Below are 25,926 nucleotides of genomic sequence, written 5' to 3' on the forward strand. Positions count from 1 at the left end.
CTCAGTACGGAATAGTGAATTTACGCTCCGTCCAGCCGGACCGGCCGTCGAAGCTTTCAATATAAACCCAATCCTCGGCGGCGGTGATGATTTCCACGGGCTGCCCCTCGGGAAACTCCGCCGCGGCGGCGCCGTCCGGGGAGGGAACCCGGTACACGGTACAGGCGGACACCACCGCGGGTTTGTGTTTCGATCCCGGGTGTACGCCGCTCAGGAGCCACATTAGGGCGGAAAAACCGATCAAGGCGGTTCCAAGCAGAGCCATACCGTACATAAATCCCGGCGGCCTGGGATCCGGTTTCTTTCCGCGGCGCCGGGACAGGGCGGTCAGCCCCAGAACCAGGAAAACAAAAAGGAACCCGGCGGCGGCAGCCGTAAGGGGAACCCGCGGAACCCACCGCTCATCCTCGGTATACCCGAGACTGAGCTGCGCTTCCGCTTCCCGCCGGAGATCGGCCACGGCGCCTCCGGAGATAAGGTCCCGTTCCGCCCGGCGGAGAACCGCCAGCGACTGCGCCCGGAAACCGGCGTCCCAGTGCGTTTCGGCTTCCCGCTTTATCCGTTCGTATTGGGAACGGAACAGAAAAAAGATCCCGTCCTCCCGGGGATTCACGGGAAACGAACGGGGTTCCGCGGCAGTACCGGAACTGGTATCGGCGGACCGGGGACTTCCGGCCGCGGGAGAAGCGGACGCGGAACTTCCGGACTGCCGGGCGGCAATAACCTGAAAAACCAGGGGCGGCGCGCTGAGATGCGTTCCCGAATAATCGAGATACACCGGCGGGATGGTGAGTTCCCCTTCCTCCAGGGGAATTACCGCGAGTCTGAGCACCGCTCCGCGGTTCCGGTCCGGGACCGCCGGGAGGAGCTGTTCAAGGAGCGCCGTTTCCGGCAGGGTAACCCGGAAGGGAAGCGGAAACGACAGGGGTTTTGACGGATCCCAGCCGGACAGGAAAAGAAGGAATTCCCGCCGTTCCCCCGCCCGGATCTGCCGGGGAAGTTCCCCCCAGTACAGCCGGGGGGAATACCGCTGTCCGTTATTTTCCTGGCCGGTGACATACAGTTCCACCGGGGCTGTTACGGTTTCCCGGCCCGGCACCCGTACTGTAAAAGGCCCCCAGGATATCCGCCCGGCTATCCCGGGGGTGCAGATGAATTCCACCACCGTCCAGCGTTCGCCCCGGCTGCTTCGGTCCGGGATAATCCGGGATTCGCTGCGGATTCTGTCCAGGGTCACTCCGGCGGGCAGTGCCGGAAGGGGAATTTCAACCTCCGAAGGAACCGGATGGCTGACCAGAAATATTACCGCCAATGACTCGCCGGCCTTCGGGGCTTCCGGAGAGATCTGCACGATTACCTGCAGGGGTTCATCCGGGCCGGAAACGGCCTGAACCGGGAAAATACAGAAAAACAGGAGTAAAAGGGTCAGTAATCCAGACTGGAGTCGGAGGTATCCTCCGACCATTCCCGGCTCTTCCATTGGTCCTGCTCCTTTTGTCGGATATAATCAAAGATGGCATTGTTCCTGCCTTCGTCCCGGCGTACATCCACCTGGGAGGATGAAGACGCCGCGGCTTTCTCCCGGGACGCGGAGAGCAGGCTCAGCTCGAGATTGCGTTTTGCCTCAACCTTGCCGGAGTCAATTTCCAGAGCCTTCCGGAACTCATCCGCCGCGCCGGCGTAATCCCCGGTCTGGAACCGGATTATACCGGTGTTGTACTGAATACGGTACTGAAGTTCCCGGTGAGACCCGTCACCGGCCGCGGAAAGAGCCTCCCGGGCGGAGGCAAAACGTCCCAGGGCGGCTTCATTTTCATCCATATTGAGATACACCGTTCCGAGCCCGTATTCCCCGTAGGCGGCGGATTCAGGGTGGGAAAGGGATTCCATATAGGCGGAAATCGCTTCGGTATATCTGCTCCGGGAACTGTAAAAATTCCCTTCCATAACAAGGAGTTTCCCCTGAATCCCGGAACAGCCCGCAAACAGCAGAACAGCCCCGGCAAAAAGCGGTGTATACCGGCGTTTCATTGCCTGCCTCCCAAAGCCCGGCCGATCAGAACCGACAGCGCCAGCGCCGCCAGCCCTGCCACAATGAAAATATGCCATTGGGCTTTCGTTTCCCTCCGGTAGCCGCCCACCGCGGAATCGACCGCCAGGGAATTGATGTATTCCCCCAGGAGGGACGCCGCGTCGTTCCGGCTGCCGTCTATATAAAACCCGCCGGTTCTGTCCGCGGCGTGCCGGAGAGAATCCGGCCGCAGGGAACTTACCACGGGACTGCCGCCGTCCTGCAGCAGGAACCGGTCCGACCCCGGGCCCATTGGCACGGGGCTTCCGGCCTCGGTTCCCAGGGCAACGGCAATCAGGGATATATCGGCGTCTCTGAGGCGTTCCGCCGCCGCCGAAAGGGCGCCGGACAGGGCCTCCCCGTCGGAAAAAAGAATAAGCTGCCGCCGGGTAGAAAAACTGTCCTGGAATGCTCCGGCGGCGGCATCCAGCAAATGCTCGAGATTCGTCCCGGTCCCGGTAAGGGATGAACCCGACAGGCTTTCAAAATAGGTGAGCAGCGCTTCGGAATCGTCCGTCAGGGGGACCGCGAGAACCCCGCTGCCCCGGCCCAGGGCAAGGGCGAACCGGATTCCCCCGGAATCCCGGACAATAGTCCCGGCGATTGACACGGCCCGTCCAAGCCGGGAGGGGGCGACATCCCGGGCATTCATGCTCCGGGATACATCCACGGCGAATACCACATCGACGCCCTTGCGGAGCTCCGGAACGAGACGGCTCCCCCAGCGGGGGCCCGCCATGGCTACGGTAATCGATGCCAGAAAAACCAAAAAGAATACCGCGGACAGGCTGTATACCGCCGAAAAACGGCGCATCGAATCCTGGCGGTCTTCCCCGCCCTGGGGAGCCAGGAAGGTGATAAGGACTTTGATACGCCGCCGGGTAACGGAAGCGGCGGCAATTCCTAAGGGAATCAGCAGAAAAAGAAGATACAGAACCGCGGGCTTATCAAAGCTCATACCAGCGCCCCCAGTATCTGGTACCTGATTATCCGGGAAACCAGAATCAGGATCATGGCGGCGATGATTATGGGTTCATGGAACGCCGCGGTCCTATTTACGGTTCTCGACCGCCGCACGGTCATCTCTCCGGAATCGACCCGGGAAAATGCCGCGGCAAAGGCCTCCGCGGAGGGCGCCGAAATATAGGTCCCCTCCCCGGCCCGGGCAATGGCCTTAAGGCTCTCCGGGTCAAAACGCGAATCAAAAGTACCGGTCCGGCGCATCCGTGTTTCGGGGTCCACGTAATCGATGGCGACCTCGCCGGTACTCCCTACGCCGATCACCCAGAGGTTCGCGCCCACCGACAGAACCGCTCCGGCGGCGGTCTCCGGGTGTATCGCTCCGGCGTTGTTTTCGCCGTCGGTAATCAGGACCACCGCCTTCCGCGGCGCGTGGGAACCGCGGATATGGAACGCTCCCAGGGCAAGACCCGTTCCCAGGGCGGTGCCGTCCCCCAGTTCGCCTATACTCAGACTGTCCAGGCGGGAAGACAAGGCCCGCCGGTCCACGGTGGGCGGTACGAGCAGAGCCGCATCCATACCCAGCGCGGCCAGGCCGATGGCGTCCGAAGGACGGTCCCGGGCAAAATCCCGGACCAGTTCCCGGGATGCGTCAAACCGGCTCCGGCCGTTCATATCCATTCCCGCCATACTGGGACTAATATCCACGACAAACAGGATATCCGCCCCGCGGTTGAGCCAGACCGTTTCGGCGGAAATAAATACCGGTCCGGCGGCGGCAATGATGAGCCCCGCAGCCCCGGCAATCTCCATCACTTTGAGAATTTTTATAATGATTTCAATACTGAAAGGAGCCTTAAAGGATGAACCTCCCGGCGGTCCCAGAGGAATGGAAAAAACAAGTCCCTTTCTGAAAAACCGGGAAACCGCCAGGAAGGCTGCCAGCAACGCAAAGCCGGCAAAAAGCAGGACCGGCCGTTCAAATCCTATACTCACCGGGCACCTTCCTTGTACGCCGGATTTCCGGATACGGCGCCGGTTTCCGTGTCCGGTCCCGGCTGTTCAAGCCCGGCGGAAAACTCCCGGACCGCTTCGAGCATGGCCCGGATGTCCGCCGGCCCGGCGCCTCCGCCGAACCGGTACGCATCGGAACGCCGGAAAAAATCATGCAGAAAAGCTTTTTCCCTGAGAAGGTAACGGGTTTCCCCGTTTTCCGCCCCGGGCTGGAGATACAGAAATTCCCCGGGAACCATGGAACAGCAGTTAACCCCGGCAAAAAAACTGAGGTATCTCCGGAATTCACCGGAAAGGGATGCCAGGATTTTTTCCGCCGCCTCCCCGGAAAAAGAAGCCTTATTCAGTTCTTCCCCGAGTTTCTTGAGGGTTTTCCGGAGGGACCGTACGGTCTGGGCGCGCCGCATGTTGTACTGGAAACTGCCCAGACGCGGAATTCCCCAGGCCATAACCGCAATAACCGCGATGGCTAAAAAAATGAGGGCAGCAATGCTTCCGTAAATAACAGCCATGGTACCGGGTACGCTTGCCCCGGAGGCCGCCGGAGAAAGAATCCGGGAATCGCCGTCACCGCCGAGGATCGAAGTAATATGGACCCTAAGCCCGGTAAATTCATGGGTTCCGAGTTCGATTAAAGGAAGCTCCACCACACCGGGAATGTATGCCTGAAAATCGACCAGGAGGCGCGCGGCCCCGCCGCGGCGTTCCAATTCAACCCTGAGGATCTCCACATCCCGTGCCCGGGGGAGCTCCGAAGGAATATCCCGCACCATACCTTCCGTCCCCGAAAAAGCCGAGCCCAGGGGAACCACCAGCCGGGCGCGGTCTCCCACAAAAACAGTTTGGGGAATAAGGTACGGAACGGTGCTGCTTCCGTTTCCGGATGCCTGCTGACAGAACAGCGGATGCAGGATCAGCAGCCCCCAAAAAACGGCAATTCCCATACGCTTCATATCCGCCGCCTTCCGCTGAAAAAACGGCTCAATTCCACCGCCGCCTCACCGGCGGTGGACAGTTCCTTATGGGCCGCGCCGCTCCGGCGGCAGATAGCTTCCCAGGAGGTACTGCGGTCCCGGTGCCAGCCGCTCCAGGCCTCCCGGAAAGCCGAAAAAGCCGTGGGGGCGTACAGCCGTATCCCTGTTTCCGGATCCTGGAAGCGGAGCAGTCCGGCTTTGGGCATATCAGTATCCAGAGGATCGGTGATTTTTATAGCTATCACATCGTGCCGCCGGCATAACGATCCCAGTTCCTGTTCCCAGTTAATACACAGAAAATCGGAAATCACCACCACCAGGCTCCGCTTCCGCAGCAGGCGTTCCGTTCCCGACAAGGCTTTGCCCAGCCCGCTGCCGCCCTTGGGGACAGCCGACGCCAGCGCGGCGGTAATAACCGCCATGGTATGGGACCTTCCCTTCCGGGGTTTAAAAATACGGGTTATATCCCGGTCAAAGAGGACCGCTCCCAAAGGCTGTCCCGCCCGTTCCGCGGAAAAGGCAATCAGCGCGGCGGCCATAACGGCCTGTTCATAACGGCTTAACGGCCCCTTTCCCCCGGAATGCATGGACGCGGAACAGTCCAGCACCACAGAAACGGTGAGTTCCCGTTCCTCCCGGTACTGTTTTACATAGGGCGTCCCGAACCGGGCGCTTACGTTCCAGTCAATGGAACGGACATCATCCCCGGGCTCGTAGTGCCTGACCTCATCGAAATCGATTCCCTGGCCCTTAAAAATCGAACGGAAATCCCCCGAAAGAAGGTCATCCGCCAGTTCGGCGGCGATCAGGGGAAAGGTGGTAATCCGCTCAAAGAGTTCGTGCCGGTCCATAGCGATCCTAGGGAACGGGAATAAACGACAGTATTCTGGAAATGACGCCGTCGGCATCGAGTCCTTCGGCCTCGGCTTCATAGGAAAGAACAATCCGGTGGCGCAGAACCGGAAGGGTAACAGCCTTAACATCCCCGGGAGTTACGAATGTACGGCCTTCAAAAAGGGCGGCAATGCGGGAACAGCGGTACAGGGCCAGGGTTGCCCGGGGAGAGGCCCCGAAGGAAATAAACCGGTACAGGTCGTCCCGGCTGCCTTTCTTGCTGTCTTCGCCGGGCCGGGTGGCGGATACCACCGATACAATATACTTCTGGATCTGTTCATCGGTCCTGACCGCTTCTGCGGCGGAACGGAGCATCGCCAGGTACTTGCCGTCCAGAATCGGCCGGATGGGCTCCATCCGGGTATGCCCCGAGGCGGAAATATTTTTACCGAATTTGAGTATCCGCAGTTCCTCCTCGGGGCTCGGGTATTTTACCAGAAGCTTCAATAAAAAGCGGTCCAGTTCCGCCTCAGGCAAAGCGTAGGTACCTTCATGCTCAATGGGATTCTGGGTAGCCAGCACAAAAAACGGCTCCGGAAGGGGGTAACTCTGCTCACCGATGGTAACCTGATGTTCTTCCATGGCTTCCAGCAGCGCGGACTGGACCTTAGCGGGAGCCCGGTTTATCTCATCCGCCAGTATGAGGTTGGCGAACACAGGGCCCCGGCGCACGGAAAAAGCCCCCCGGGCCTGTTCCCAGATCAGGGTTCCCGTGAGGTCCGCCGGCAGCAGATCCGGGGTAAACTGAATCCGCTTGAAATCAAGCCCCGTCAGTTCCGCCAGGCTTTTTACGGCCAGGGTTTTGGCCAGCCCCGGAACCCCTTCCAAAAGCACATGCCCTCCGGCGATGAGCGCCATGAGAAGGCCGTTCACCATTTCCTGCTGGCCCACGATACGTTTGGCAAGTTCGCTGCGGCAGGAATCCAGGAGAGTGCTCACATCCGCCGGGATTTTCCCCGTTCCTGTTTCTTCTTGATCCATACCAGTATTGTACCGCCTCCCGCCGTTCCCTGGCAATAATGCGGGGGAGCACCGAGTCTGACAAGCCGGAAAGCACCCGAAGAGTACCGGTGCCGCGGGTCCTGTCGTACAAAAAGGGGAATGGCTCCGTGTCGGCCGGCGGCCTCGAAAGTCGCTCATTCCCCTTTTTGTACACCACCCGGCGTTACCATCACGGTCCGGGTGCTTTCCGGCTTAACCGGCTCGGTACTGCCCTTCGCGGGCGGGCTGCTCCCCCTCGCTCCAGCCTTGCCGCAGTTAAGTATGGAGTTTTGCTCTGCAAAACTCCTAAAAGACTTGACGCCGCAGGCGGCAAGTCTTACGCTACCCCCACTCCTGGTTCCCGGGTATAGGAGTACCCCATACCGGCTATACCACCCCGGAATCAGCCCCGGGAAACCCGGTACCGTTAAGCCGGGTACCCGCATCACCGGGAACAGCGGCACAGAAGCATGGGGCCATAATGGCGACGCGGGGTGTCTGATGAAAAGAAATACCGCCCTGCGGATATTTTTTTCATCAGACGGGCCCCCCGATCCCGGTATCCCCATGCTTCTGTGCCGGGTAACCCAGTATAATGCAGGCCCCCTGGTTGACACACCGTTTTCCTGGGGCTAGTGTAGGACCATGAATATCCTAGCAGAAGAACTAAATTCCGTACTGGATGGAACCGTGGCCGGCCGGCTTTTCTCAAAGCTGGGACGGCGGATTTACTTTCCCAAGGGTATAATCGCCCAGTCCGGGGAAGCGAAAAAGCATGCCCATGTGGCAAACGCCACCATCGGTATGGCATTCAAGGACGGGAAACCGCTGATCCTGTCGGCCATCGCCGAAGGCATGCCCACCCTTACCCCCGCGGAGGCCGTGACATACGCCCCCACCGCTGGAGTTGAGGCGGTCCGCAATGCCTGGAAAAAGGAAATAATCAGAAAAAATCCTTCTATTAATCCTGATGGTTTTTCGCTTCCCGCGGTAGTGCCGGGGCTGAGCGCGGGGATATCCTATCTGGCGGACCTGTTTCTTGATGAAGGGGATACCATACTGACCAGTGATCCCTCCTGGGATAACTACGCCCTTATTTTCGGGGAACGCCGGGGGGCGGCGGTACAGGAAGTACCGTTTTTCGGAGACGCAGACGGCCTCAATATAGCGGGTATATGGGACGCCGTGGCAAAGGCCGCAAAAACCGGAACCGTCCGGATCATCCTGAATTTCCCGAACAATCCCTCGGGATACGCCCCTACAAAAAAAGAAGCCGATGAGCTGACCGCCCTGATCCGGGAAACCGCCGAAGGCGGCGCCGATGTGCTGGTGATCTGTGACGACGCCTATTTCGGGCTTTTTTACGAAGAAGATACCTATAAAGAATCCCTTTTTGGGCGGTTTGCGGCCCTCCACGAACGGGTCCTGGCGGTAAAGATAGACGGGCCCACAAAGGAAGATTACGTATGGGGGCTCAGAGTAGGATTCGTTACGTTCGGTTCCGCGGGAATGGACGGATCCTCCTATGACGCGCTGGTAAAGAAACTCATGGGCATCATCCGTTCTTCGGTATCCTGCGCCAACACCCCGGCCCAGTACCTCATGCTGAAAACCCTGGAGGACAGCAGGACCGCCGGTGAAAAGAAAACCTATTACGGCTATCTCGAGGCCCGGTACCGGAAGGTTAAGGAATTCCTCGCGGCGAACCCGGACCATCCGATACTTAAACCCCTGCCTTTCAATTCCGGGTATTTTATGAGCTTCCGCTGTACCGGCATCGACGCGGAGGAACTGCGCCAGGAACTCCTGTCGAAACACGGGGTCGGCACCATCGCCCTGGGGAATAAATACCTCAGGGTCGCCTTTTCCAGCGCCGAAGCGGACCAGATCGAGGGAATATACCGCACGATTTTTGAAACCGCCGCGGGAATGAAATAGCCGTTACCGGATCCCTGCCGGGATCAGACAAAAAAAGCCGGCCCTTTGGCCGGCTTTTCTGTTTTCTCCATACCGGAGCTAGCCCACAAGCTGTCTGCCGATGTCCTGGAGTTCGGGAATCTGAGTGTACAAAGGCATGTGTCCCCGGGAATTTTTCTTATCCAGATCAACCAGTTTTACGTACAGTTCATTGAGGAGATCCGCAAAAAGCTGTAAATTAGAACCGAAGTTGTTCACCGCCATATCCCGGAGGACCCGGTCAGCGCCGGTACTGCTGCTGAGGCGGTTCCGCAGGGTCGGAACCAGTTCCTTACGGGCCATGGATACAAACCGGGCGGCGGCGGAAATCTGCCGGTACAATTCATCCAGATGGAACCCCTGATACCGGTACTGCTCGGTTTTCTCCGTGAGGATTTCGATTAAATCCCAGGACTGCTTTTCCAGCGGAAGCTGGAGAAGCGCCGGTCGTATAAAACGATTGGAGATATTTGTTTTATAATGTTCCCCAATGCGTTCAATCAATCTGATTATTTCAGGATCTCGTATCTGCATTGTTATAATAATACTCCGCCGTTGACGGATTGACAAGCATGGAACAGCGACAATAGGATTCATTTATGCGTAAACTAATGCTCATTGCAGGCATCTCCGTTGTTTCGGCGCTGTTTGTTTCCTGCGGCTTTTTTGAATCAAGGACAGCGGTGCTCTGGACCGACAGGCCGGAATTTGCCGTCTACGCGGACTATTTTAACGCAGCTCAAAATCAGTACAAAATCGAAACCCGGTACCTTCCGTCCCCGGCGCAGGCCCTTTCCAAGGCAGTTCCCGGGGAGTTTCCGGATATTGTGGTGGGGAGCTGGCTGAAAAGCGCTTCCACCCGGTCCCTGTTTGCTTCTCTGGACAGCATGTTCCGGAACGGAAACATCCAGGAAAGCTCCTTTTACCCCGCCCTGCTTGCGCCGGGCAGAATAGAGGGAAAACAGTACCTGCTTCCGGTTTCCTTCAACATACCGGCGGTTATTTTTTCCCGGGAAAACAGCGGCCTGGTGGACAATCCCTTTGTCCTTTCCATCTCGGAAATACAGGAACTGGGAAAAGCCTACAATATCGAACGGAACGGCGTTTATTCCAGGATGGGTTTTTCGCCTTCCTGGAACGACGAATTCCTCTATGTACTTGCGGATCTGCTCAAGGCTAATTTCCGGGAAGGAAGTCCCCTCGCCTGGGACCCCGCGGCGCTCGAGCAGGCTGTGGCGTATATACAGAACTGGATTCAGAATGCCAACACGAGCATCCAGGCGGAGGATGACTTCGTTTTTAAATACTTTTTCGATCCCCCAGCAAAACTGGCCACATCCGGCAGAATTCTTTTCGGATATATGAAAAGCAGCAATCTTTTTACCCTTCCCGAGGAGGTCCGTTCAAATCTGGACTTCCGCTGGGTATCCAACCGCAATACCATTCCCCTGGCGGAAGGTACGGTTTACTACGGCATACACAAAAAGAGCAAGTCCAAGGGAGCGGCCAGGGCCTTTGCCCAGTGGTTTTTTACTGAAGAAACCCAGCGGTTTATCCTGGAAAGCAGCAGGAAAAACCGGATGAACGAAAACTACTTTGGAGTGGGAAACGGTTTTTCCGCCCTGAGAACGGTAACCGAACAGATCTATCCCCAGTTCTACCCGCTGCTGCTGGGACATATGCCGCCCCAGGATTACCTCACGCCTCCCAATATTCTGCCCAGGGACTGGCTGACTCTGAAGGACCGGGTAATACTGCCCTACCTCAATGACCGTATACGGTCGGACTCGCCGGCCAGCATTCGTTCCCTGGAACGGAGAATCGGAGAATGGTACCGGCTCAATCCGGTCAGGTAAGTCCGGGAACCGCGGAATTTCATGCCCAAATATCTAAAAACTAAACTATTTCCTTCCTGTACCGATAGTTAATATAGAGGTACGGCAGAATTCGGCGGCTCTTATCCGCTGGTTCTGTTTTACCCAGGCAAAGGTGCAGGATGAGTGGAATAGTAATGCCCAACACAACATTCCCCAGCATGGGTTATGCCATCAGCATGGCAGGCAGGGGAAGAATGTCCCTTCCGGTGGCTCCTTCCAGCTATATTTACTCCCATTTTAAAAATATTTCCGGAACACCCGCTCCGGAAGGTGTCCAGGGAGTGACCATTACCAAGCTGAAGGTCCTGGATGTACTTATTGAACAGCTTCAGCAGATCAAGAAAAATCCCGGAATGTCTCTGGATTCCGCGGACACCATGACCGACCAGCAGGTTGACGCCCTGATCGAACAGTACGAAAACCAGATCAAACAGGCTCAGGCCGCGAATGCCGTAATGCCCTACAATCCCCGGCCCAGCGCTCCCGCGGGAGCCCTCTTCAATCTCACAGCATAGGCTTGCCCGGCACAGAAGCATGGTGAAAGCCGGGTCCGGGGGTCCCGTCACATGAAAAAAATCCCGCGGAGCGGTATTTTTTTCATGTGACACCCTGCGTTACCGGTACGGACCATGCTTCTGCGCCGGCTCTTCGGGAGGTGCTGGGTGTGTGCAGCCGGTTATGGGTAGTGTTTGAATCTTTACCCGTTAGGGCACCTTTCTCCCAGGGACCCGGATGTGGGGGTGGTGGAAGCCCCCGGAGCGGCGAACCTTTCAGGTTTGCCGTGAGGAGGCTGGAACCAGGGGGAGCCGCCCTCCCTGACCGGACAGCACAGAGCCGGTTAAGCCGGAAAGGACCCGGGCCGTGATGGTAACGCCGGGTGTTGTATAAAAACGGGAATGAGCGACTTTCGAGGCCGCAGGCCGACGAGGAGCCATTCCCGTTTTTATACAACAGGACCCGCGGCACCGGTACCACCCGGGTACTTTCCGGTTTGTCAGAATCTGTGCTCCCCCCTTAATACTTGAGTTTTTTCGATAATTTTTGTACTTTATAAGTAGCTGCCGGTCTTTTAAAATAATCTGTGATTAAAAAAGACCCCGGTGCATGAAACTCTCTGCAATTTTTAGGCTGTCTGCGGATTTGTATCCCAGGCTCAAAAACGTTACCCTTCGGACCAAAGGTCCGTAGACAAGGAGCTCCAATGAACGTACAAGAACTTAAACACGCAGGTCTCAAGAAATGGGTCGAGGAAGCGGTTGCTCTTATGACTCCCGACGCCGTGGAAGTCTGCGACGGAACCCAGGCTGAATACGACCGGATGATCAAGATTACCGTTGACGGCAAACTTGCCACACCGTTAAATCCTGAGAAACGTCCCGGCTGTGTCCTGTTCCGCTCCGATCCCTCCGACGTTGCCCGGGTGGAAAACCGGACCTACATTGCCTCGGAAAAGGAAATCGATGCCGGTCCCACCAATAACTGGATTGATCCCAAGGAACTCAAAAAAACCATGAAGGAACTGTACACCGGCTGCATGAAAGGCCGGACCATGTACGTTATCCCCTTTTCCATGGGTCCCGTGGGTTCCGATATCGCGAAAATCGGCGTTGAAATCACCGATTCCGCCTACGTTGTGGCGAATATGCACATCATGACCAGGGTCGGCGCGAAAGTCCTCGATGTCCTCGGCACGGACGGATATTTCGTTCCCTGCTACCATTCCGTGGGCAAACCCCTGGCCCAGGGTGAATCCGACAATGGAGTGTGGCCCTGCGCACCACTGGACAAAAAATATATTTCCCACTTCCCGGAAACCCGGGAAATCTGGTCCTACGGTTCGGGATACGGCGGAAACGCCCTGCTCGGCAAGAAGTGTCTTGCCCTGCGGATCGCCTCCGTACTGGCCCGGGATGAAGGCTGGCTCGCCGAGCACATGCTTATTCTCAAAATAACCAACCCCCAGGGCGAAAGCAAGTTTATCACCGGCGCGTTCCCCTCCGCCTGTGGCAAGACCAACCTGGCCATGCTCGTGCCCACCCTCCCCGGCTGGAAAGTCGAAACCGTGGGTGATGATATTGCCTGGATGAAATTCGGCAAGGACGGGCGGCTCTACGCCATCAACCCCGAAGCGGGCTTCTTCGGCGTGGCGCCGGGAACTTCCATGGAATCCAATCCCAACGCCATGCACACCATCGAAAAAAACACCATCTTTACCAATGTGGCACTCACCGCAGATAAGGACATCTGGTGGGAAGGTATCGGCTACGACGCACCGGGCAAACTGATTGACTGGAACGGCAATGAATGGGTCCAGGACAAGGGAAACAAGGAACAGAAACCCGCTGCCCATCCCAACGCGCGGTTCACCGGCCCGGCGAAGCAGTGCCCCTGTATCGCCAAGGAATGGGAAGATCCCGCCGGGGTGCCCATCAGCGCGTTCCTCTTCGGCGGACGCCGGCCCAAAACCATCCCCCTGGTAAATCAGGCCAAGAGCTGGATACACGGTGTGTTCATGGGCTCCATCGTCGGTTCCGAGATTACCGCCGCGGCCCTGGACCTCAAGGTCGGAACCGTGCGGAGGGATCCTTTTGCCATGCTGCCCTTCTGCGGCTACAACATGGGTGACTATTTCCAGCACTGGATCAACATCGGCAAAAAAGGCGACGAGAGCAAGCTGCCCAAGATTTTCTTCGTCAACTGGTTCCGCAAAAACGCGGAGGGAAAATTCATCTGGCCCGGCTACGGCGAAAACTCCCGGGTTCTGGCATGGGTCTTCGAACGCTGCGCCGGCACCGGCAAGGCGGTGGAAACCCCCATTGGGTTTATGCCTACTATGGATGCCATTTCACGGCCTGATGGTGTGACTGATAGTGACATGAAGGAACTCCTGACCGTGGATATCGAAGGATGGAAAGCGGAAATCGCCGACATCCGGGCGAACCACTATCCCAAGTTCGGGGACAAACTGCCCAAGGAATTGTCCGCGGAACTGGAAGCCATCGAAGGCCGGCTTAACAACGCGTAAACAGTATACCTGATGCAGCCCTCCGCGGCTGTTCATTAAAAAGCATGAAAGGGCTTTGTACCGCTGGCCGGTATGAAGCCCTTTTTATTTAATCCCTATTTCTCCGCAGAGCAGCCGGGAATCATTATTCTCCAGGGAAATATCCAGGGGAGAAATACCAAATTCCTCTGCCATAATGTTTAAAATCCGGGATGTGCAGAAGCCTCCCTGGCACCGGCCCAGTCCGGCATCGCAGCGGCGCTTTACGGCGTTTATCGACCGCGGAACGATGGGCCTCCGGAGAGCGTCCAGAATTTCCCCCTCGGTTACCATTTCGCAGCGGCATACAATGTTTCCATAGGCGGGATTTTCCCGGACCAGGCGGTCCTTTTCCGCGAGGTCAAGACCGCGGAATCTGATCCGCCTCCGGGTATGGGTAAATTCTTTTTTGGGGCGCAGGGTTAGTCCGCATTTTTTCAGACAATCAGCAAGCGTTTTTGCGATCGCCGGGGCAGCGGATAACCCCGGTGATTTGATTCCCGCGAGGTTGATAAAATTCCCGCAGAACGGCGACTCGCCGATTATGAAATCGGGGATTTCCGTGTTCGGCCGGACCCCGGCGTACTGCCTGATAACCTGTGAAAAATCGATACCGGGAACGAGACGGTGCGCCTCTCTGATCAGTCCCTCGAGCCCTTCCGCGGTGGTCGCCGTATCGGACCCGTCCGAAACCTGATACGCGTCGGGTCCGGCGATCAGGTTGCCGTGAACCGTGGGAGCCACCAGGATTCCCTTAAACCCGTGTTCATCCGGGCAGGGGAAAACTATGGAATTAATGATTCCACCCTGGTTCTTATCCAGCACATGGTACTGACCGGCAAAATTCGTATGGCTGAATCCGCTGCCGCCGGCCATCCGGTGGACCCGGTCGGAGAAGCAGCCTGCCGCGTTGACAACATACCGGGAAAAAAATTCATGATCCTTCGCGGTTAGACGGAAACTGTCCCGGTTCTTTTCAATAGCGGTTACCTCCGAATTAAGCCGCAGGGAAACCCCGTTCCGGACCGCTGTTTCCGCCAAAGCGATGGCGTACTCCCAGGGATTGACGATTGCCGAGCCCGGAGCGTACAGCGCCGCAATAAGATCCGGGTTGAGGTTCGGTTCGAGACGCAACGCCTCATCACGGTCTATGATTCGGATCCCGTCGGTCCCGTTGGCAATTCCCCGGCGGTACAGCATCCGCAGCTCGCCGATCTCCCGTTCATCAAAGGCCAAGACAAAGGTGGGAAGTTCCCTCCGTTCGACATCGAGTTCCGCGCACAGTTCCCGGGCCAGGCGGATTCCTTCGAGGTTGAGTTTTGCCTCAAGGCTGCCCGGAGGAGCGTCAAAGCCGGCGTGAAGCACGGCGCTGTTGGCTTTGGTTGTGCCCATGGCGACATCGCTGTGCCGTTCCAAAACCAGTACGGAAACTTCATATTGGGAAAGTTCATACGCCGCCGCGGCGCCTATTATGCCGCAGCCGATTATTGCTACATCATACATAAAAAACGGTCCGGCCAAAAAACTGCCCGGACCGGAGTTCGGGACCGGGTAGCGGAAAAAGAAAAGAGTTTTCCGGATACGGCCTGCCGGGGCAGGCCGGTTGGTCCGCCGCTGAAACCTACTTTTTTATGGACGCGTTGTAGTCATCCAAAGCCTGGTTGATCGTCGCGGCCAGCTGGTCTACCGCCTGCGTGGGAGTCAATTCACCGTCATACATCCGCTCAATAACTTTATTAAACGCGGACCGCGCCTCGGGCTGTACCGCGGAGGAAACCCCGGCGGTGTAGTTGTTGACCCGGGTATTGTTGAGGGCGTCAACGGCGGTCTTGTAATTGGGGTTATCCTGGAGGAACTGCACCATTTCGGGAAGTTCATAGGATTTCGGGTTGAAGGCCGTATAGCCTGTACCCCGGCTGAATTTCGCCTGTACTTCCGGCTCGGTGGTGTATTCCAGGAATTTCCAGGCCGCGTCGGCCCGGGCCTTGTCGTTATTCTGGAGCATCCATACGGAACAGCCGCTGACGCATACCCCGCCGCGGTCATTTTCTTCCAGTACCGGATACGGCCCGGTTCCTACCTGGAACGCGCTGCTCCGTTCCGCGGCGCCCACCAGCGCGGTCGATTCAATCATCATACCGATCTGGCCGGCGTAGAACGCGGAGGGGGTATCCGTGGTGGTGGCCCCGTAGTTCACAAACCAGGGCTGCTTGTAGAAATCATTCCACATGGTAAACAGTTTGACCCCGCCGCCGTTCCGGTCAAAATCGGTCCTCGTCGCCGGCGCGGCGCGGCCGTTTTCATTGTTCAGGAAATATTCTCCCAGGGTATACATCTGCTGCTCAAAGAGGTAACTGTAAATCGACTGGGAATACCCGTACCGGCTGGCCCCGGAATCCTGGATCTTTTTCGCGTATTCCGCGATCTGCGCGTAGGTCCTGGGCGGTTTTTCTGGATCCAGGCCGGCGGCTTTAAACACGTCTTTGTTATAATAAAGAATAGGAGTCGAAACAGCGAAGGGCATGGCGTACTGGATGCCGTTTACCGCGTAGAACGCCGCCGCCAGGGGCGATACGTTGCCTTTAAAATCAAATCCCGTTGAATCGATGTATTCCTGGATAGGAATCGCCACCCCGGAATCCGCCATGAACCGCGTACCGATACCGTAAATAATACACAGGTCGGGCAGATCCGCTTTGCTCTGAATAGCCGCTTTCAGTTTGGTGATTATATCATTGTAGTTGCCCTGGAATTCATAATTGACCTTGATTTCATTCTGCCGCTTGTTGAAATTGTCCAGGAGTTCAATGGTGGATTCCCCGCCGATATTGGCGACCCAGAATGTTATCTCCTGGGGCTTGCCCTCCGAACTGCCGGTTTTATCCTTACCGCCCGAACACGAGCCCAGCGCGAGACAAATCAGCCCAACTGAAACAATGGACAGAACAACGCACCTTCCTTTTTTCATTTCCGATCCTCCGTATTATAAATTAATGGCATAACGCCATGGCCGTACAAAATCCGGTCTAGCCTTTTATGGCTCCGGCGGTAAGTCCCGAAATCAGCTGTTTCTGACCAATGAGGAATATCAGAATCGACGGAATCAGAATGATGGTAACCCCCGCCAGGATCATCCCAAAGTTGGCTACCTCTAGGCGGAGACTGGCGACACCGACCTGGACCGTCCGCATGGCAGCCTTGTTGGTGACCAGCAGCGGCCACAGATACTGGTTGTAGTTGTTCAGGAAAACGTAAATCCCCAGCGCTCCCAGCTGGGGCCTGACCAGGGGAATGGCTATCTGCCAGAAGAAACGGAAGTTCCTGCACCCGTCAATAACAGCGGCTTCCCGTATCTCCGTCGAAAGCTGGAGAAACGCCTGGCGCATATTAAACACCGCGAAGGCCGTCGCGAGGTACGGCAGGAACAGCGCGAAGTAGGTATCGGTCAACCGCCAGGAAGCGATGGTGAGGTAATTGGAAATAATTATCGCCTGCCCCGGAATCATCATGGTGCAGAGCATGAGATTGAATAATAGATTTTTCCCTTTAAAGCGGAGTATGGAAAACGCGTATGCCGCCAGGGAACCGGTCAGCAGCTGTCCGATCATAACCGTTGTGGAAACGATAAATGAGTTGAGGATAAACCGCGGGAACGGCGCCATGCGCAGGGCGTTGCGGTAGTTATCAAAATGGATCGACTGCGGCAGAAAACGGGGCGGATACGAAAACAGTTCCTTCTGGGTCATAAAACTTATATCCACACAGTACAGAACGGGAATAACTATGATAAAAGCGAAAATGATATTCAGGGTCAGAAAGATTGTTTTCGACAGCAGTTTCTGTTTCATCAGTAATTCACCTTCCTCTCAATTTTGAACTGAATGCGGGTAAGAATTAACAGGATTAAAAAGAGCACCACCGACTGGCTGGTGGCCAGATCGAAACGACTGTTGTAAAAAGCCTGGGTATAAATTTCGTACACAATTACGTTGGTGCTGCCCTTGGGGCCGCCCTCGGTCATGAGCCTGATCTGCGCGAAGGACTGCAGCGAATTGATCACGTCAATGACCAAAAGAAAAAACAGCGTCGGGGAAATACAGGGAATTGTTATTTTCCAGTGCTTTCTGAAAAAACCGGCCCCGTCCAGCTCCGCGCTTTCATACAGTTCCGCGGGGACACCCTGGAGCGCCGCGAGTATAAAAATAAAATTGAGACCGAGCTGCATCCAGATTGTCACCGCCGCAACCGACGGGAGCGCCCATTTTGCGTTGGTAAGCCAGCCGATTTCGGTTCCCAGAAGATAGTTAAGGTGCCCCACCGTGGGGTGGTACAGAATCAGGAATATCTGGGACGCCGCAGAAGCGGAGATTGCCATGGGCATGGCGTAAACGGTTCTGAATACTTTTCTCCCCGGTATGTTTTCGTTGGCCAGAAGCGCCAGGACAAGGGCAATGGAAATGGTGAAGACCACAATCATGGCGCTGTACTTGAACGAGACATAGAGGCTGTTATAAAAATCGGGGCTGGTAAAGATCCGGATATAGTTCTTCAGGCCGACGAAATTAATGACTTCCCCGGTCGGGTTTGTCTGGGAAACACTGAGATACAGGGTTTTGAAGAAGGGGAAGAAAATAAAAAGGCAGAACAGGACAAAGGCCGGGAGAAGATACAGGTATGGTTCAATCATATCAAAGGTTTTGTATATTCCCAGACTGTTTTTTTTATTCATCAATGCCCCCATCGGACAATCTCTGGTATCCATCTGGTATTTAATTGCAAACCAGAAAAAACCAAAAAAAATATAGTGTACCGGCACACTATATCAGACCATTTATCAAATTTGTCTAACAGAAATCATAGTACGACCGGTTTTTTTATTTTGTCAAGCTTTATTATTTTTCCGAGGTGAAAATTTTCCCCGCCGCTGGGCTGTGGGCGGAAACTATCCGGAAAACCGGGCCTTCCGGGAAAACCGGTTTTCCGCCAGCAGCGGCAAAAGTATGGAAAGAACCGCAGCCCGCCGGGGATGCAATATTTTTTTTCGTTGACATTTCATTTTTTCGCATCTAGGATTCTGACGTACCGGTATAGTTAACCGGATGTAACAAGTGAGGGTAAAAAAATGCTGATTTCAACCACCACAGGATCATGGAGAGACAGGCCGAATAAAACCTATGTGCCTATAATCCGGAGTATTCCAAAATTCGCCGCCGCTGGTTTCGACGCGGTGGATATCAATTTCTGCCATGCCATACACCTGCATCTGTACGAAAACGGAATTGAAATCAACGGCGATTCCTGGATGGACTGGGTTGAGGAAACGAAAAATGTCCTGGCGGAAAACCATATTGCCGCCAACCAGTCCCACGCTCCATTTTACAACGTTCTGGATCATTCCCTGACGGACCGGGAATTCCGGGAGGAGATGGTCCGGCGGTCGGTAATCGCGTCGGGTAAACTTTCTGTTAAGTGGGTGGTTATCCACGCCGGAACCATTCCGGATTCGCCGAGCGCGCGGGAATCCCTCCGGGCGAATATCGAATACTTCAAGCCCCATCTGGAGCTGGCCGCGGAAAACGGTACCGGTATCGCGATCGAAAATCTTTTTGATTTTTCCAGCGACGAAAACAGCCGGGGCGCCCGGCGCTATACCGGCGGACTGGATGAACTCCTGGAATTGGTGGACAGCCTGGCGAGGGATTTCCCGAATGTGGGAATCTGCTGGGACTTCGGCCACGCCAACGAAATGGCGCTGAACCAGGAGCAGGCCCTGAAGCTTGTGGGTAAACGGTTAAAGGCGCTGCACGTCAATGACAACAATGGCGTGCTGGATGATCACACCCTGCCCTTTGCGGGACTGATAGACTGGCCGCGGCTCATGAAGGTACTCAAGGAAATCGGGTATGACGGGGACTTTACCTATGAGATACACCGGTTTACCCAGCGTATGCCCGAAGAACTGATTGATGAAGCATTGAGGTTTTCGGTGTCGGTGGCGCGGTACCTGGTATCTCTGGCGCAGTAGGACGGCACACCGGGAACCGGCCTTGCGCCGTCAGGCCGGGTCCTGGAGAACCGCCGCGGTGAGTTCCCCGAATGATGAGAAAGCCGCAGCCATAGGCCCGCTCCGGAGAAACTGTTCCCGGGAGGTTGCGCCCAGAAGCATGGCGGCAAAATCAAATCCGCCGTTTTCCGCGGTTTTCTGGTCCACCAGGCTGTCGCCGGTATAGAGGACTTCTCCTTTCTCAAGATTGAATTCAGCGGCCATCCGGACCAATCCTTCGGGATCCGGTTTATGGGCCGCCACCTGGTCCAGCCCGTAAATCTTATCGAGAAACGGAAGTATGCCGTCCCGTTCCAGGGGAACCCGCATCAGCTCATACAGTTTTAAAGATACCACTCCGGTTCTGATCCCGGCTCCCTGCAGCCGCTTCAGCCCTTCCCTGACACCGGGGAAAAAAGTAATCATACCGCTCATTTTTTCGGCGCTGATCTGCCGGTACCAGTTTTTCATTTCCCGCAGCTTCTCCGGATCTTTTTCCCCGGTGATGTGTTCGAGCATTATTTCGGGAATATTCCCGATGACCGGCCGGATCTGTTCAGGCGCCATGGGTTGATAGGAAAAATGGTCCGCCGTCAGATAAAGGCAGTGGAGGATAGCCGCTTCCGAATCGGCGATGGTCATGTCAAAATCAAAAATAACGGCTTTGTAAGGTTTCACTGCGGCGCCTTTCATTCAGGTATCGCGTCGAGCGCAACGGGATAGCGCTTGAGGGTTACGTCGTATTCATACCGGTCCGCCCGGTAGATGGTTTTGCTGTAGGTTATCGGGCCGCCGCCTTCTACATACACCGTCCGCTCAAGGACAAGCACCGGAGACGACGGGGAAACGCCGAGTCTGGCAGCTTCAGGCGGCGCGGGAGAGTCCGCCCGGATTATCTGGTCCGCGGTGGAAATTTTGTAGCCCCGTTTTTCAAGCATGGTATAAATCATTCCCGTTTTCGGATCATACTCGGGCATGAGGTAAAAAATGTTGGAAGGCAGATACCCGTAATCGATGGCCAGGGGTTCCTTTCCCGTGGATACGAGCCGGGCGACTTTATAGACCTTGGTATCATTCTGAATGGACAGTTTGTTTAGGATTGACTGGGGTACGGGCACAATGCCGCTTTCGAGGACCGTTATTTCAATATCCATATGTTTCTGGGCAAGTTCCTCGATGAGGCCGATAAGCTGCCCAAGGGAATGTTCTATTTTTTTATTGGCCACATAGGTGCCTTTCCGGTGCCTGCGGGTCAGGATACCTTCGGCAACCATGTTGTTGATTGCGTTGCGGATGGTAACCCGGCTGAGACCGTATAATTCCGCCAGATCCCGTTCACTGGGAAGCTGCTGCCCCGGCTTGTATTCTCCGCTGATTATCTTCTGCTGGATAATATCAATGAATTGTTCAAATAAAGGCTTGCCGTTACCAGGATACAGCATATTTTCAAATCCCCTTATTTATATAAAATGCCATGCTGTGAACGTTACGGTGTTGTGTAAACTCGGTAACTCCATAAAGTAGCATGGTTGTTTTAAATTGACAACAAAATTGCATAATCCCGATCCAGCGGGTTTTCCCATCCCATTAAAAATACATTCCCGTGAATTGCCGTATTTTTTGTTGACAATTCATTTTTTACGGAATATCATACAGAAATGGTATTCTAGTTAAATTCCTCCGGGGATTTAACTATTTTTTTGGTATTATTCTGGTATTCAATATAATACCAATTACTATTAATATCAAGTATGGGGAGAGGCTGAATGGGAACCAAACGAAAAAAAATACTGTTCCTCGGGCTTGACGCGGCCATGCCGGACCTGCTTAAGAAATTTTCCGCGGAAGGGGTCATGCCCAATTTTAAAAAACTTATGGACAGCGGGGTTTTCTCCAGGGTGGAAACCATTTTTCCGCCCCTTACAGCCGCCGGCTGGTCAGCGATTGTCACCGGCGCGGGCTGCGGAACCGCTGGTATCCCGAGCCTTATGGTAAAACTGCCCGGGGAAGAACTGGACCACTGGCATACGTCATTTGACAGGAATATGCTTCTGGCGGAAACACTCTGGGAAGTGGGAGAACGGGAAGGTCTCAAAACGGCTCTGATCAATTGGCCGGTCACCTTCCCCATCGGGGCGGTCAGGGATCCCGGCAGTACCCAGATCGGCGCCGCCCTCAATCCGCCCTTCAGGTATTTCTATATGCCCCTGTGGGATGTGGCGTCCAGCGCGCTCTTCGCCACGGAACGGTTTGCCTGCAACCAGATTCCCGGCAGGGCGGTAATTGTAAAACCATCTCCCGCTGAGGGATGGGTAAACCTTCCGCCGTCAAAGCTGCCGCCGCTGGAATTCCCCATTACCGTCCCTCCCACATACGTGAAGGGATACGGTATGCAGGTTCTGATGACCGCCGAAGGCGCGGGGTACGATACGGTCCTCGTCTGCGAACGGAAGGACTGCGGGTCCGCGGTTTCAAAACTCAAAAAGGGCGGCATCGGGCCATGGATAACGAAAAACTTCGACGCCAGGGATAAAAACCGGGACGGACGGTTTTACTTCCAGCTCATAGATATTTCTCCCGACGGATCCTGTATAAAGCTGTACCAGTCGGCGGTCAACACCGCCGATACCTATACGATCCCCGAATCCATGACCGGTGAGCTTGAAGAGCACGCCGGGGTTTACATGGAGGTGGATGATCCCTGGGCTTGTATGGACCAGTGGATTCCGCCGGAAGTATACATGGACCAGCTCCGCCGCCACGCCGAATGGTGGGGAAAGGCTACCCGCTACACCCTGGAACACCGGGAATGGGATATGGCCTACAGCTGGGTCGGGACCATAGACCATATCCAGCACATGCTCTACGCGGGAATTGTTCCGAAGTCCCGGGTATATGATCCCGCCAAAGCGGACTGGTGCATGGAATGTATCCGCGAAACCTACCGCCAGGTTGACGCCAACATAGGGACTATCCTTGAAGCTATTAACCTGGAGGAAACCATTGTCGCCGTTGTCTCGGATCACGGATTTACCCATCTGGACTGGAATCCCTATGTAAAGGAATGGCTCAGCCGGGCCGGACTGCTCAAGTATATCCTTGACCTGACCACCGACGATCCGTCAAACCTTTCCATCGACTGGTCCGAAACATCCTGCCACCCCCTCGAGCCGTGCCATGCCCATATCTTCATCAACCTCAAGGGACGGGATCCTCAGGGTATTGTCGAGCCGGAGGATTACGAAAAGGTCCAGCAGAAAATAATCCGGGCACTCTACGGAATCACAAACCCCGAGACAGGAGAGTCGGCGGTGGCCATAGCCTGTACACGGAGGGAAGCCGCCACCCTCGGCATCGTACAGAACCGGAAGGACGGACTCGACCGGGTCGGCGATGTGGTATACGCCTGGAAACCGGGGTACATGTCCCATCCGTTTATCTACCGGGTGGGCGTAAAATACCGGGACGGGACAGAGCGGATAACCGCGAACCCCGAACTCATGGAGCAGGCGGTACTTGGCAGGAACTTTACCGGGGTACACCTGTGCCTGCCCTCGGAACCGGACATGCACGCGGTGATGGTTTTATCAGGGGCCGGACTTCCGGCGTATGAACGCCCCAACGTGGGGCGGATTATTGATATCGCGCCCACGGTGGCCCGTCTGCTGGGGATTCCGGTTCCCAAGGACGCAGAAGGAGGTGTCATGTATGATATCATGGACAGGATCTGACAAACCAATTGGAACCATCGGTGTCATCGGCGCCGGAAATATGGGCAAGTGTATTATATCAAAACTGATTGAGCAGGGACGGAGCGTAACGGTATTCGACGCCTTTCCGGAGGCCCTCCGGTGGGCCCGGGATAACGGCGCCGGTACGGCTCCGTCGCCCCTGGCGCTGGCAAAAGAATGCGCCGTAATCATTATGTCCCTCCCGGGACCGGCTCAGATTGAGACAGTGCTTTTCGGGGAAGCGGGTATGTACGAAGGGCTGTCACCGGACAGCGTACTAGTGGATACCAGTACGGTAGATCCCGATACAACAAAAACGAATGCCCGGCGGACCGCCGAACGGGGGGCGGCGTATCTTGACTGCCCGATTCTCGGACGGCCCTCCGCGGCGGGCAAGTGGCTGCTCCCCACCGGAGGGGACAGCGCTGTGCTGGATTACGTCCGGCCCGTGCTGCTGGCATTTGCCCGGGAAGCCATTCATGTGGGAGAGTCCGGCGCGGGAAACGCGCTGAAGCTGCTCAACCAGATGATGTTCTCAGCCATCAACGCGGTTACCTGCGAAACATTGGCCATCGCGGATCATGTCGGGATCGACCGGAAAATATTCTACGAAACCGTCGCTAACAGCGGTGCCGCGACGGTCAGCGGCTTGTTCAAGGAAGTGGGAAAAAATATAGTGGATGAAAATTTCGACAACCCCACCTTTACGGTAGATCTGCTTATAAAGGACGCCCGGTTCGCCCTGGAAATGGCCAAAGCGGCGGACGCGCCGTCGATTATTTCATCCTCGGTCCAGACATACAACCAGCTGGGCCATGCCAGCGGCATGGGAAACCTCGATACCAGCGCGCTGGTTCATTTATTTGAGAAACTCTACCAAAAAGACCATAGGAGGCTGCCATGAAATTATCTTTTGAATACGGATCGGGTCTGATGGACGCGGAACTGCCGGACTATACGGATGTTTTTGTTCCCGGCGAAACCGTTCCCGACCCGCCCCACATCCCGCTGGAAAAACTCGAAGAGGAAACCCTCCGGTCAATCCGCAATCCCATGGGTATGGAACCGCTGTCCAAAACCGCAAAAAAAGGAATGAAGGTCTCGATTATTTTCCCTGATAAGGTAAAGGGCGGATTCCAGGCCACATCCCACCGCAAGGTAGCGATTCCCCTTATCATTAAGGAACTGCTGACCGCGGGGGTGGAAAAAAAAGACATCACCCTCATCTGCTCCAACGGGCTCCACCGGAAAAATACAAAACAGGAAATCCGGAGTCTCCTCGGGGATGCAGTGTTCCACGATTTCTGGTTCTCCGGGCAGATCGTCAACCATGACAGCGAGGATTGGGACAATCTCATAGACCTCGGCAAGGATGAACTCGGGGATCCGGTCATCATGAACAAAACCGTGTATGACGCGGATATCGCGGTTCTCATCGGACACACCATGGGGAATCCCTACGGCGGTTACTCCGGTGGTTACAAACACTGCACCACCGGAATAACCCACTGGAAAAGCATCGGCTCCCACCACAACACGGCGGTGATGCACGGCGCCGATTTTACCCCGGTTTCGGGGAAAAGTCAGATGCGTTCAAAATTCGACGCCATCGGTATGTACATGGAAAAGTGTATGGGGAAAAAGTTTTTCTGCTGCGACGCGGTACTGGATACCAAGGCGAATCAGATCGCGGTATTTTCCGGATACGCCGCCGAGATGCAGCCCGCCAGCTGGGAAGTGGCGGACAAGCGCACCTATGTACCCTGGGCCGACAAAAAATACGATGTCCTTGTGTTCGGTATGCCCCAGGAATTCCATTACGGGAACGGCATGGGCACCAATCCTATTCTGATGCTGCAGGCAATTTCCGCCAATGTAATCCGCCACAAGCGGATTCTCAGCGACCGGTGTGTGGTTATCTGTTCATCCCTGTGCAACGGGTATTTCCACGAAGAGGAATTCCCTTCGTACCGGGCAACCTATGAACTGTTTCAGCATGATTACAACAATGTGCTGCCGGACATTGAACTCTACAACGAGTATTTCGCCCGGAACCAGGAATACATCGACAAATACCGGTACAACTACTGCTACCACCCGTTCCATGCCTTTTCCATGACTGCCTGCGGCCATATCGCGGAAATGAATACCGCCGCAATGTATATTGTCGGCGCCATCGAGCCGGGATACGCCCGGGGTATGGGAATGAAAACCAGGGCTACCTTTGAGGAAGCTCTGGCGGATACGATGAAAAAATACACCGGGGACAAACCGAATATTCTCGCGCTTCCGCGGACGTTTAAAACCGCCGCGGTTCATCTTTGTATGAAGTAAAAAAAACAGGCATATTGCGGACAGCAATATGCCTGGATTGCTTCGGCG

Annotated in this window: 23 protein-coding genes; 9 read left to right on the forward strand and 14 right to left on the reverse strand. The window is 55.6% G+C overall.

Features of this window, described 5'->3' with window-relative positions; all coding sequences use genetic code 11:
- Nucleotide 1 precedes the first annotated feature (1 nt).
- Genes JFL75_RS08495 through JFL75_RS08525 form a run of 7 tightly spaced genes read right to left on the reverse strand, consistent with a single transcriptional unit; the run spans nt 2 to nt 6,894 of the window.
- The gene (locus tag JFL75_RS08495; protein ID WP_215626254.1) at nt 2-1,480 is read right to left on the reverse strand and encodes an SH3 domain-containing protein; all 1,479 of its coding nucleotides are present in this window, start codon (nt 1,478-1,480) and stop codon (nt 2-4) included.
- Nucleotides 1,426-2,031: a tetratricopeptide repeat protein gene (locus tag JFL75_RS08500; protein WP_215626255.1), complete on the reverse strand. Its 606-nt coding sequence runs from the start codon at nt 2,029-2,031 to the stop codon at nt 1,426-1,428. The genes JFL75_RS08495 and JFL75_RS08500 overlap by 55 nt, the downstream gene beginning before the upstream one ends.
- Nucleotides 2,028-3,029: a vWA domain-containing protein gene (locus JFL75_RS08505; protein ID WP_215626256.1), complete on the reverse strand. Its 1,002-nt coding sequence runs from the start codon at nt 3,027-3,029 to the stop codon at nt 2,028-2,030. Before JFL75_RS08505 ends, JFL75_RS08500 begins: the two co-directional genes overlap by 4 nt.
- Entirely contained in the window at nt 3,026-4,027 is a 1,002-nt protein-coding gene (locus tag JFL75_RS08510; protein WP_215626257.1) for a VWA domain-containing protein, read from the reverse strand. The genes JFL75_RS08505 and JFL75_RS08510 overlap by 4 nt, the downstream gene beginning before the upstream one ends.
- Nucleotides 4,024-4,998: a hypothetical protein gene (locus JFL75_RS08515; RefSeq protein ID WP_215626258.1), complete on the reverse strand. Its 975-nt coding sequence runs from the start codon at nt 4,996-4,998 to the stop codon at nt 4,024-4,026. The genes JFL75_RS08510 and JFL75_RS08515 overlap by 4 nt, the downstream gene beginning before the upstream one ends.
- Nucleotides 4,995-5,870: a DUF58 domain-containing protein gene (locus JFL75_RS08520; protein WP_215626259.1), complete on the reverse strand. Its 876-nt coding sequence runs from the start codon at nt 5,868-5,870 to the stop codon at nt 4,995-4,997. The genes JFL75_RS08515 and JFL75_RS08520 overlap by 4 nt, the downstream gene beginning before the upstream one ends.
- A 7-nt stretch (nt 5,871-5,877) precedes the next feature.
- Nucleotides 5,878-6,894 carry an AAA family ATPase gene (locus tag JFL75_RS08525; protein ID WP_215626260.1) on the reverse strand — a complete coding sequence of 339 codons (1,017 nt, stop codon included), beginning with the start codon at nt 6,892-6,894 and terminating at the stop codon, nt 5,878-5,880.
- 501 nt (nt 6,895-7,395) lie between these two features.
- On the opposite strand from JFL75_RS08525, the gene JFL75_RS20870 reads away from it, so the two are divergent.
- Together JFL75_RS20870 and JFL75_RS08530 are read left to right on the forward strand one after the other, a co-directional pair.
- Nucleotides 7,396-7,530: a hypothetical protein gene (locus JFL75_RS20870; RefSeq protein WP_285291974.1), complete on the forward strand. Its 135-nt coding sequence runs from the start codon at nt 7,396-7,398 to the stop codon at nt 7,528-7,530.
- 9 nt (nt 7,531-7,539) lie between these two features.
- The gene (locus JFL75_RS08530) at nt 7,540-8,832 is read left to right on the forward strand and encodes an aminotransferase class I/II-fold pyridoxal phosphate-dependent enzyme (RefSeq protein WP_215626261.1); all 1,293 of its coding nucleotides are present in this window, start codon (nt 7,540-7,542) and stop codon (nt 8,830-8,832) included.
- Nucleotides 8,833-8,910: 78 nt separating this feature from the next.
- On the opposite strand, the gene JFL75_RS08535 is transcribed toward JFL75_RS08530, so the two are convergent.
- Nucleotides 8,911-9,384, reverse strand: a complete 474-nt coding sequence (locus tag JFL75_RS08535; protein ID WP_215626262.1) for a hypothetical protein — start codon at nt 9,382-9,384, stop codon at nt 8,911-8,913.
- 65 nt (nt 9,385-9,449) lie between these two features.
- Here JFL75_RS08535 and JFL75_RS08540 point away from each other — a divergent pair, with 65 nt between their 5' ends.
- From JFL75_RS08540 to JFL75_RS08550, 3 genes are all read left to right on the forward strand, one after another.
- Complete coding sequence (locus JFL75_RS08540) at nt 9,450-10,706, forward strand: ABC transporter substrate-binding protein (protein ID WP_215626263.1); 1,257 nt, start codon at nt 9,450-9,452, stop codon at nt 10,704-10,706.
- Between the two features lie 155 nt (nt 10,707-10,861).
- Nucleotides 10,862-11,242, forward strand: a complete 381-nt coding sequence (locus JFL75_RS08545; RefSeq protein ID WP_223292801.1) for a hypothetical protein — start codon at nt 10,862-10,864, stop codon at nt 11,240-11,242.
- Nucleotides 11,243-11,928: 686 nt separating this feature from the next.
- Nucleotides 11,929-13,752 (forward strand): phosphoenolpyruvate carboxykinase (GTP), encoded by a 1,824-nt coding sequence (locus tag JFL75_RS08550; RefSeq protein ID WP_215626265.1) that lies wholly within the window; start codon nt 11,929-11,931, stop codon nt 13,750-13,752.
- Between the two features lie 84 nt (nt 13,753-13,836).
- Here JFL75_RS08550 and JFL75_RS08555 read toward each other — a convergent pair whose 3' ends face one another.
- The 4 genes from JFL75_RS08555 to JFL75_RS08570 form a co-directional block, all read right to left on the reverse strand.
- Entirely contained in the window at nt 13,837-15,273 is a 1,437-nt protein-coding gene (locus JFL75_RS08555) for an NAD(P)/FAD-dependent oxidoreductase (protein WP_215626266.1), read from the reverse strand.
- A 118-nt stretch (nt 15,274-15,391) separates the two neighbouring features.
- Nucleotides 15,392-16,738, reverse strand: a complete 1,347-nt coding sequence (locus JFL75_RS08560) for an ABC transporter substrate-binding protein (protein WP_215626267.1) — start codon at nt 16,736-16,738, stop codon at nt 15,392-15,394.
- 58 nt (nt 16,739-16,796) lie between these two features.
- The gene (locus JFL75_RS08565) at nt 16,797-17,618 is read right to left on the reverse strand and encodes a carbohydrate ABC transporter permease (RefSeq protein WP_215626268.1); all 822 of its coding nucleotides are present in this window, start codon (nt 17,616-17,618) and stop codon (nt 16,797-16,799) included.
- A complete protein-coding gene (locus JFL75_RS08570; protein WP_215626269.1) occupies nt 17,618-18,499 on the reverse strand; it encodes a carbohydrate ABC transporter permease in 882 nt (293 codons plus the stop codon). The genes JFL75_RS08565 and JFL75_RS08570 overlap by 1 nt, the downstream gene beginning before the upstream one ends.
- A 393-nt stretch (nt 18,500-18,892) precedes the next feature.
- Here JFL75_RS08570 and JFL75_RS08575 point away from each other — a divergent pair, with 393 nt between their 5' ends.
- Nucleotides 18,893-19,795, forward strand: coding sequence for a sugar phosphate isomerase/epimerase family protein (locus JFL75_RS08575; protein ID WP_215626270.1), 903 nt, complete (start codon nt 18,893-18,895; stop codon nt 19,793-19,795).
- A gap of 30 nt (nt 19,796-19,825) precedes the next feature.
- On the opposite strand, the gene JFL75_RS08580 is transcribed toward JFL75_RS08575, so the two are convergent.
- Both JFL75_RS08580 and JFL75_RS08585 read right to left on the reverse strand, forming a co-directional pair.
- Entirely contained in the window at nt 19,826-20,491 is a 666-nt protein-coding gene (locus JFL75_RS08580) for an HAD family hydrolase (RefSeq protein ID WP_215626271.1), read from the reverse strand.
- Nucleotides 20,492-20,502: 11 nt separating this feature from the next.
- Nucleotides 20,503-21,255 carry a GntR family transcriptional regulator gene (locus JFL75_RS08585; RefSeq protein ID WP_215626272.1) on the reverse strand — a complete coding sequence of 251 codons (753 nt, stop codon included), beginning with the start codon at nt 21,253-21,255 and terminating at the stop codon, nt 20,503-20,505.
- Nucleotides 21,256-21,579: 324 nt separating this feature from the next.
- Between JFL75_RS08585 and JFL75_RS08590 the strand changes: the two genes are divergently transcribed.
- From JFL75_RS08590 to JFL75_RS08600, 3 genes are read left to right on the forward strand one after another with little or no spacing between them, the layout of a single operon-like run.
- Nucleotides 21,580-23,544: an alkaline phosphatase family protein gene (locus JFL75_RS08590; RefSeq protein WP_215626273.1), complete on the forward strand. Its 1,965-nt coding sequence runs from the start codon at nt 21,580-21,582 to the stop codon at nt 23,542-23,544.
- Complete coding sequence (locus tag JFL75_RS08595) at nt 23,522-24,448, forward strand: NAD(P)-dependent oxidoreductase (protein WP_215626274.1); 927 nt, start codon at nt 23,522-23,524, stop codon at nt 24,446-24,448. Before JFL75_RS08590 ends, JFL75_RS08595 begins: the two co-directional genes overlap by 23 nt.
- Nucleotides 24,445-25,878, forward strand: coding sequence for a lactate racemase domain-containing protein (locus JFL75_RS08600; RefSeq protein ID WP_215626275.1), 1,434 nt, complete (start codon nt 24,445-24,447; stop codon nt 25,876-25,878). Before JFL75_RS08595 ends, JFL75_RS08600 begins: the two co-directional genes overlap by 4 nt.
- Nucleotides 25,879-25,926 lie beyond the last annotated feature (48 nt).

The sequence above is a fragment of the Breznakiella homolactica genome, assembly GCF_016616095.2.
GTDB classification, from domain to species: Bacteria; Spirochaetota; Spirochaetia; order Treponematales; family Breznakiellaceae; genus Breznakiella; species Breznakiella homolactica.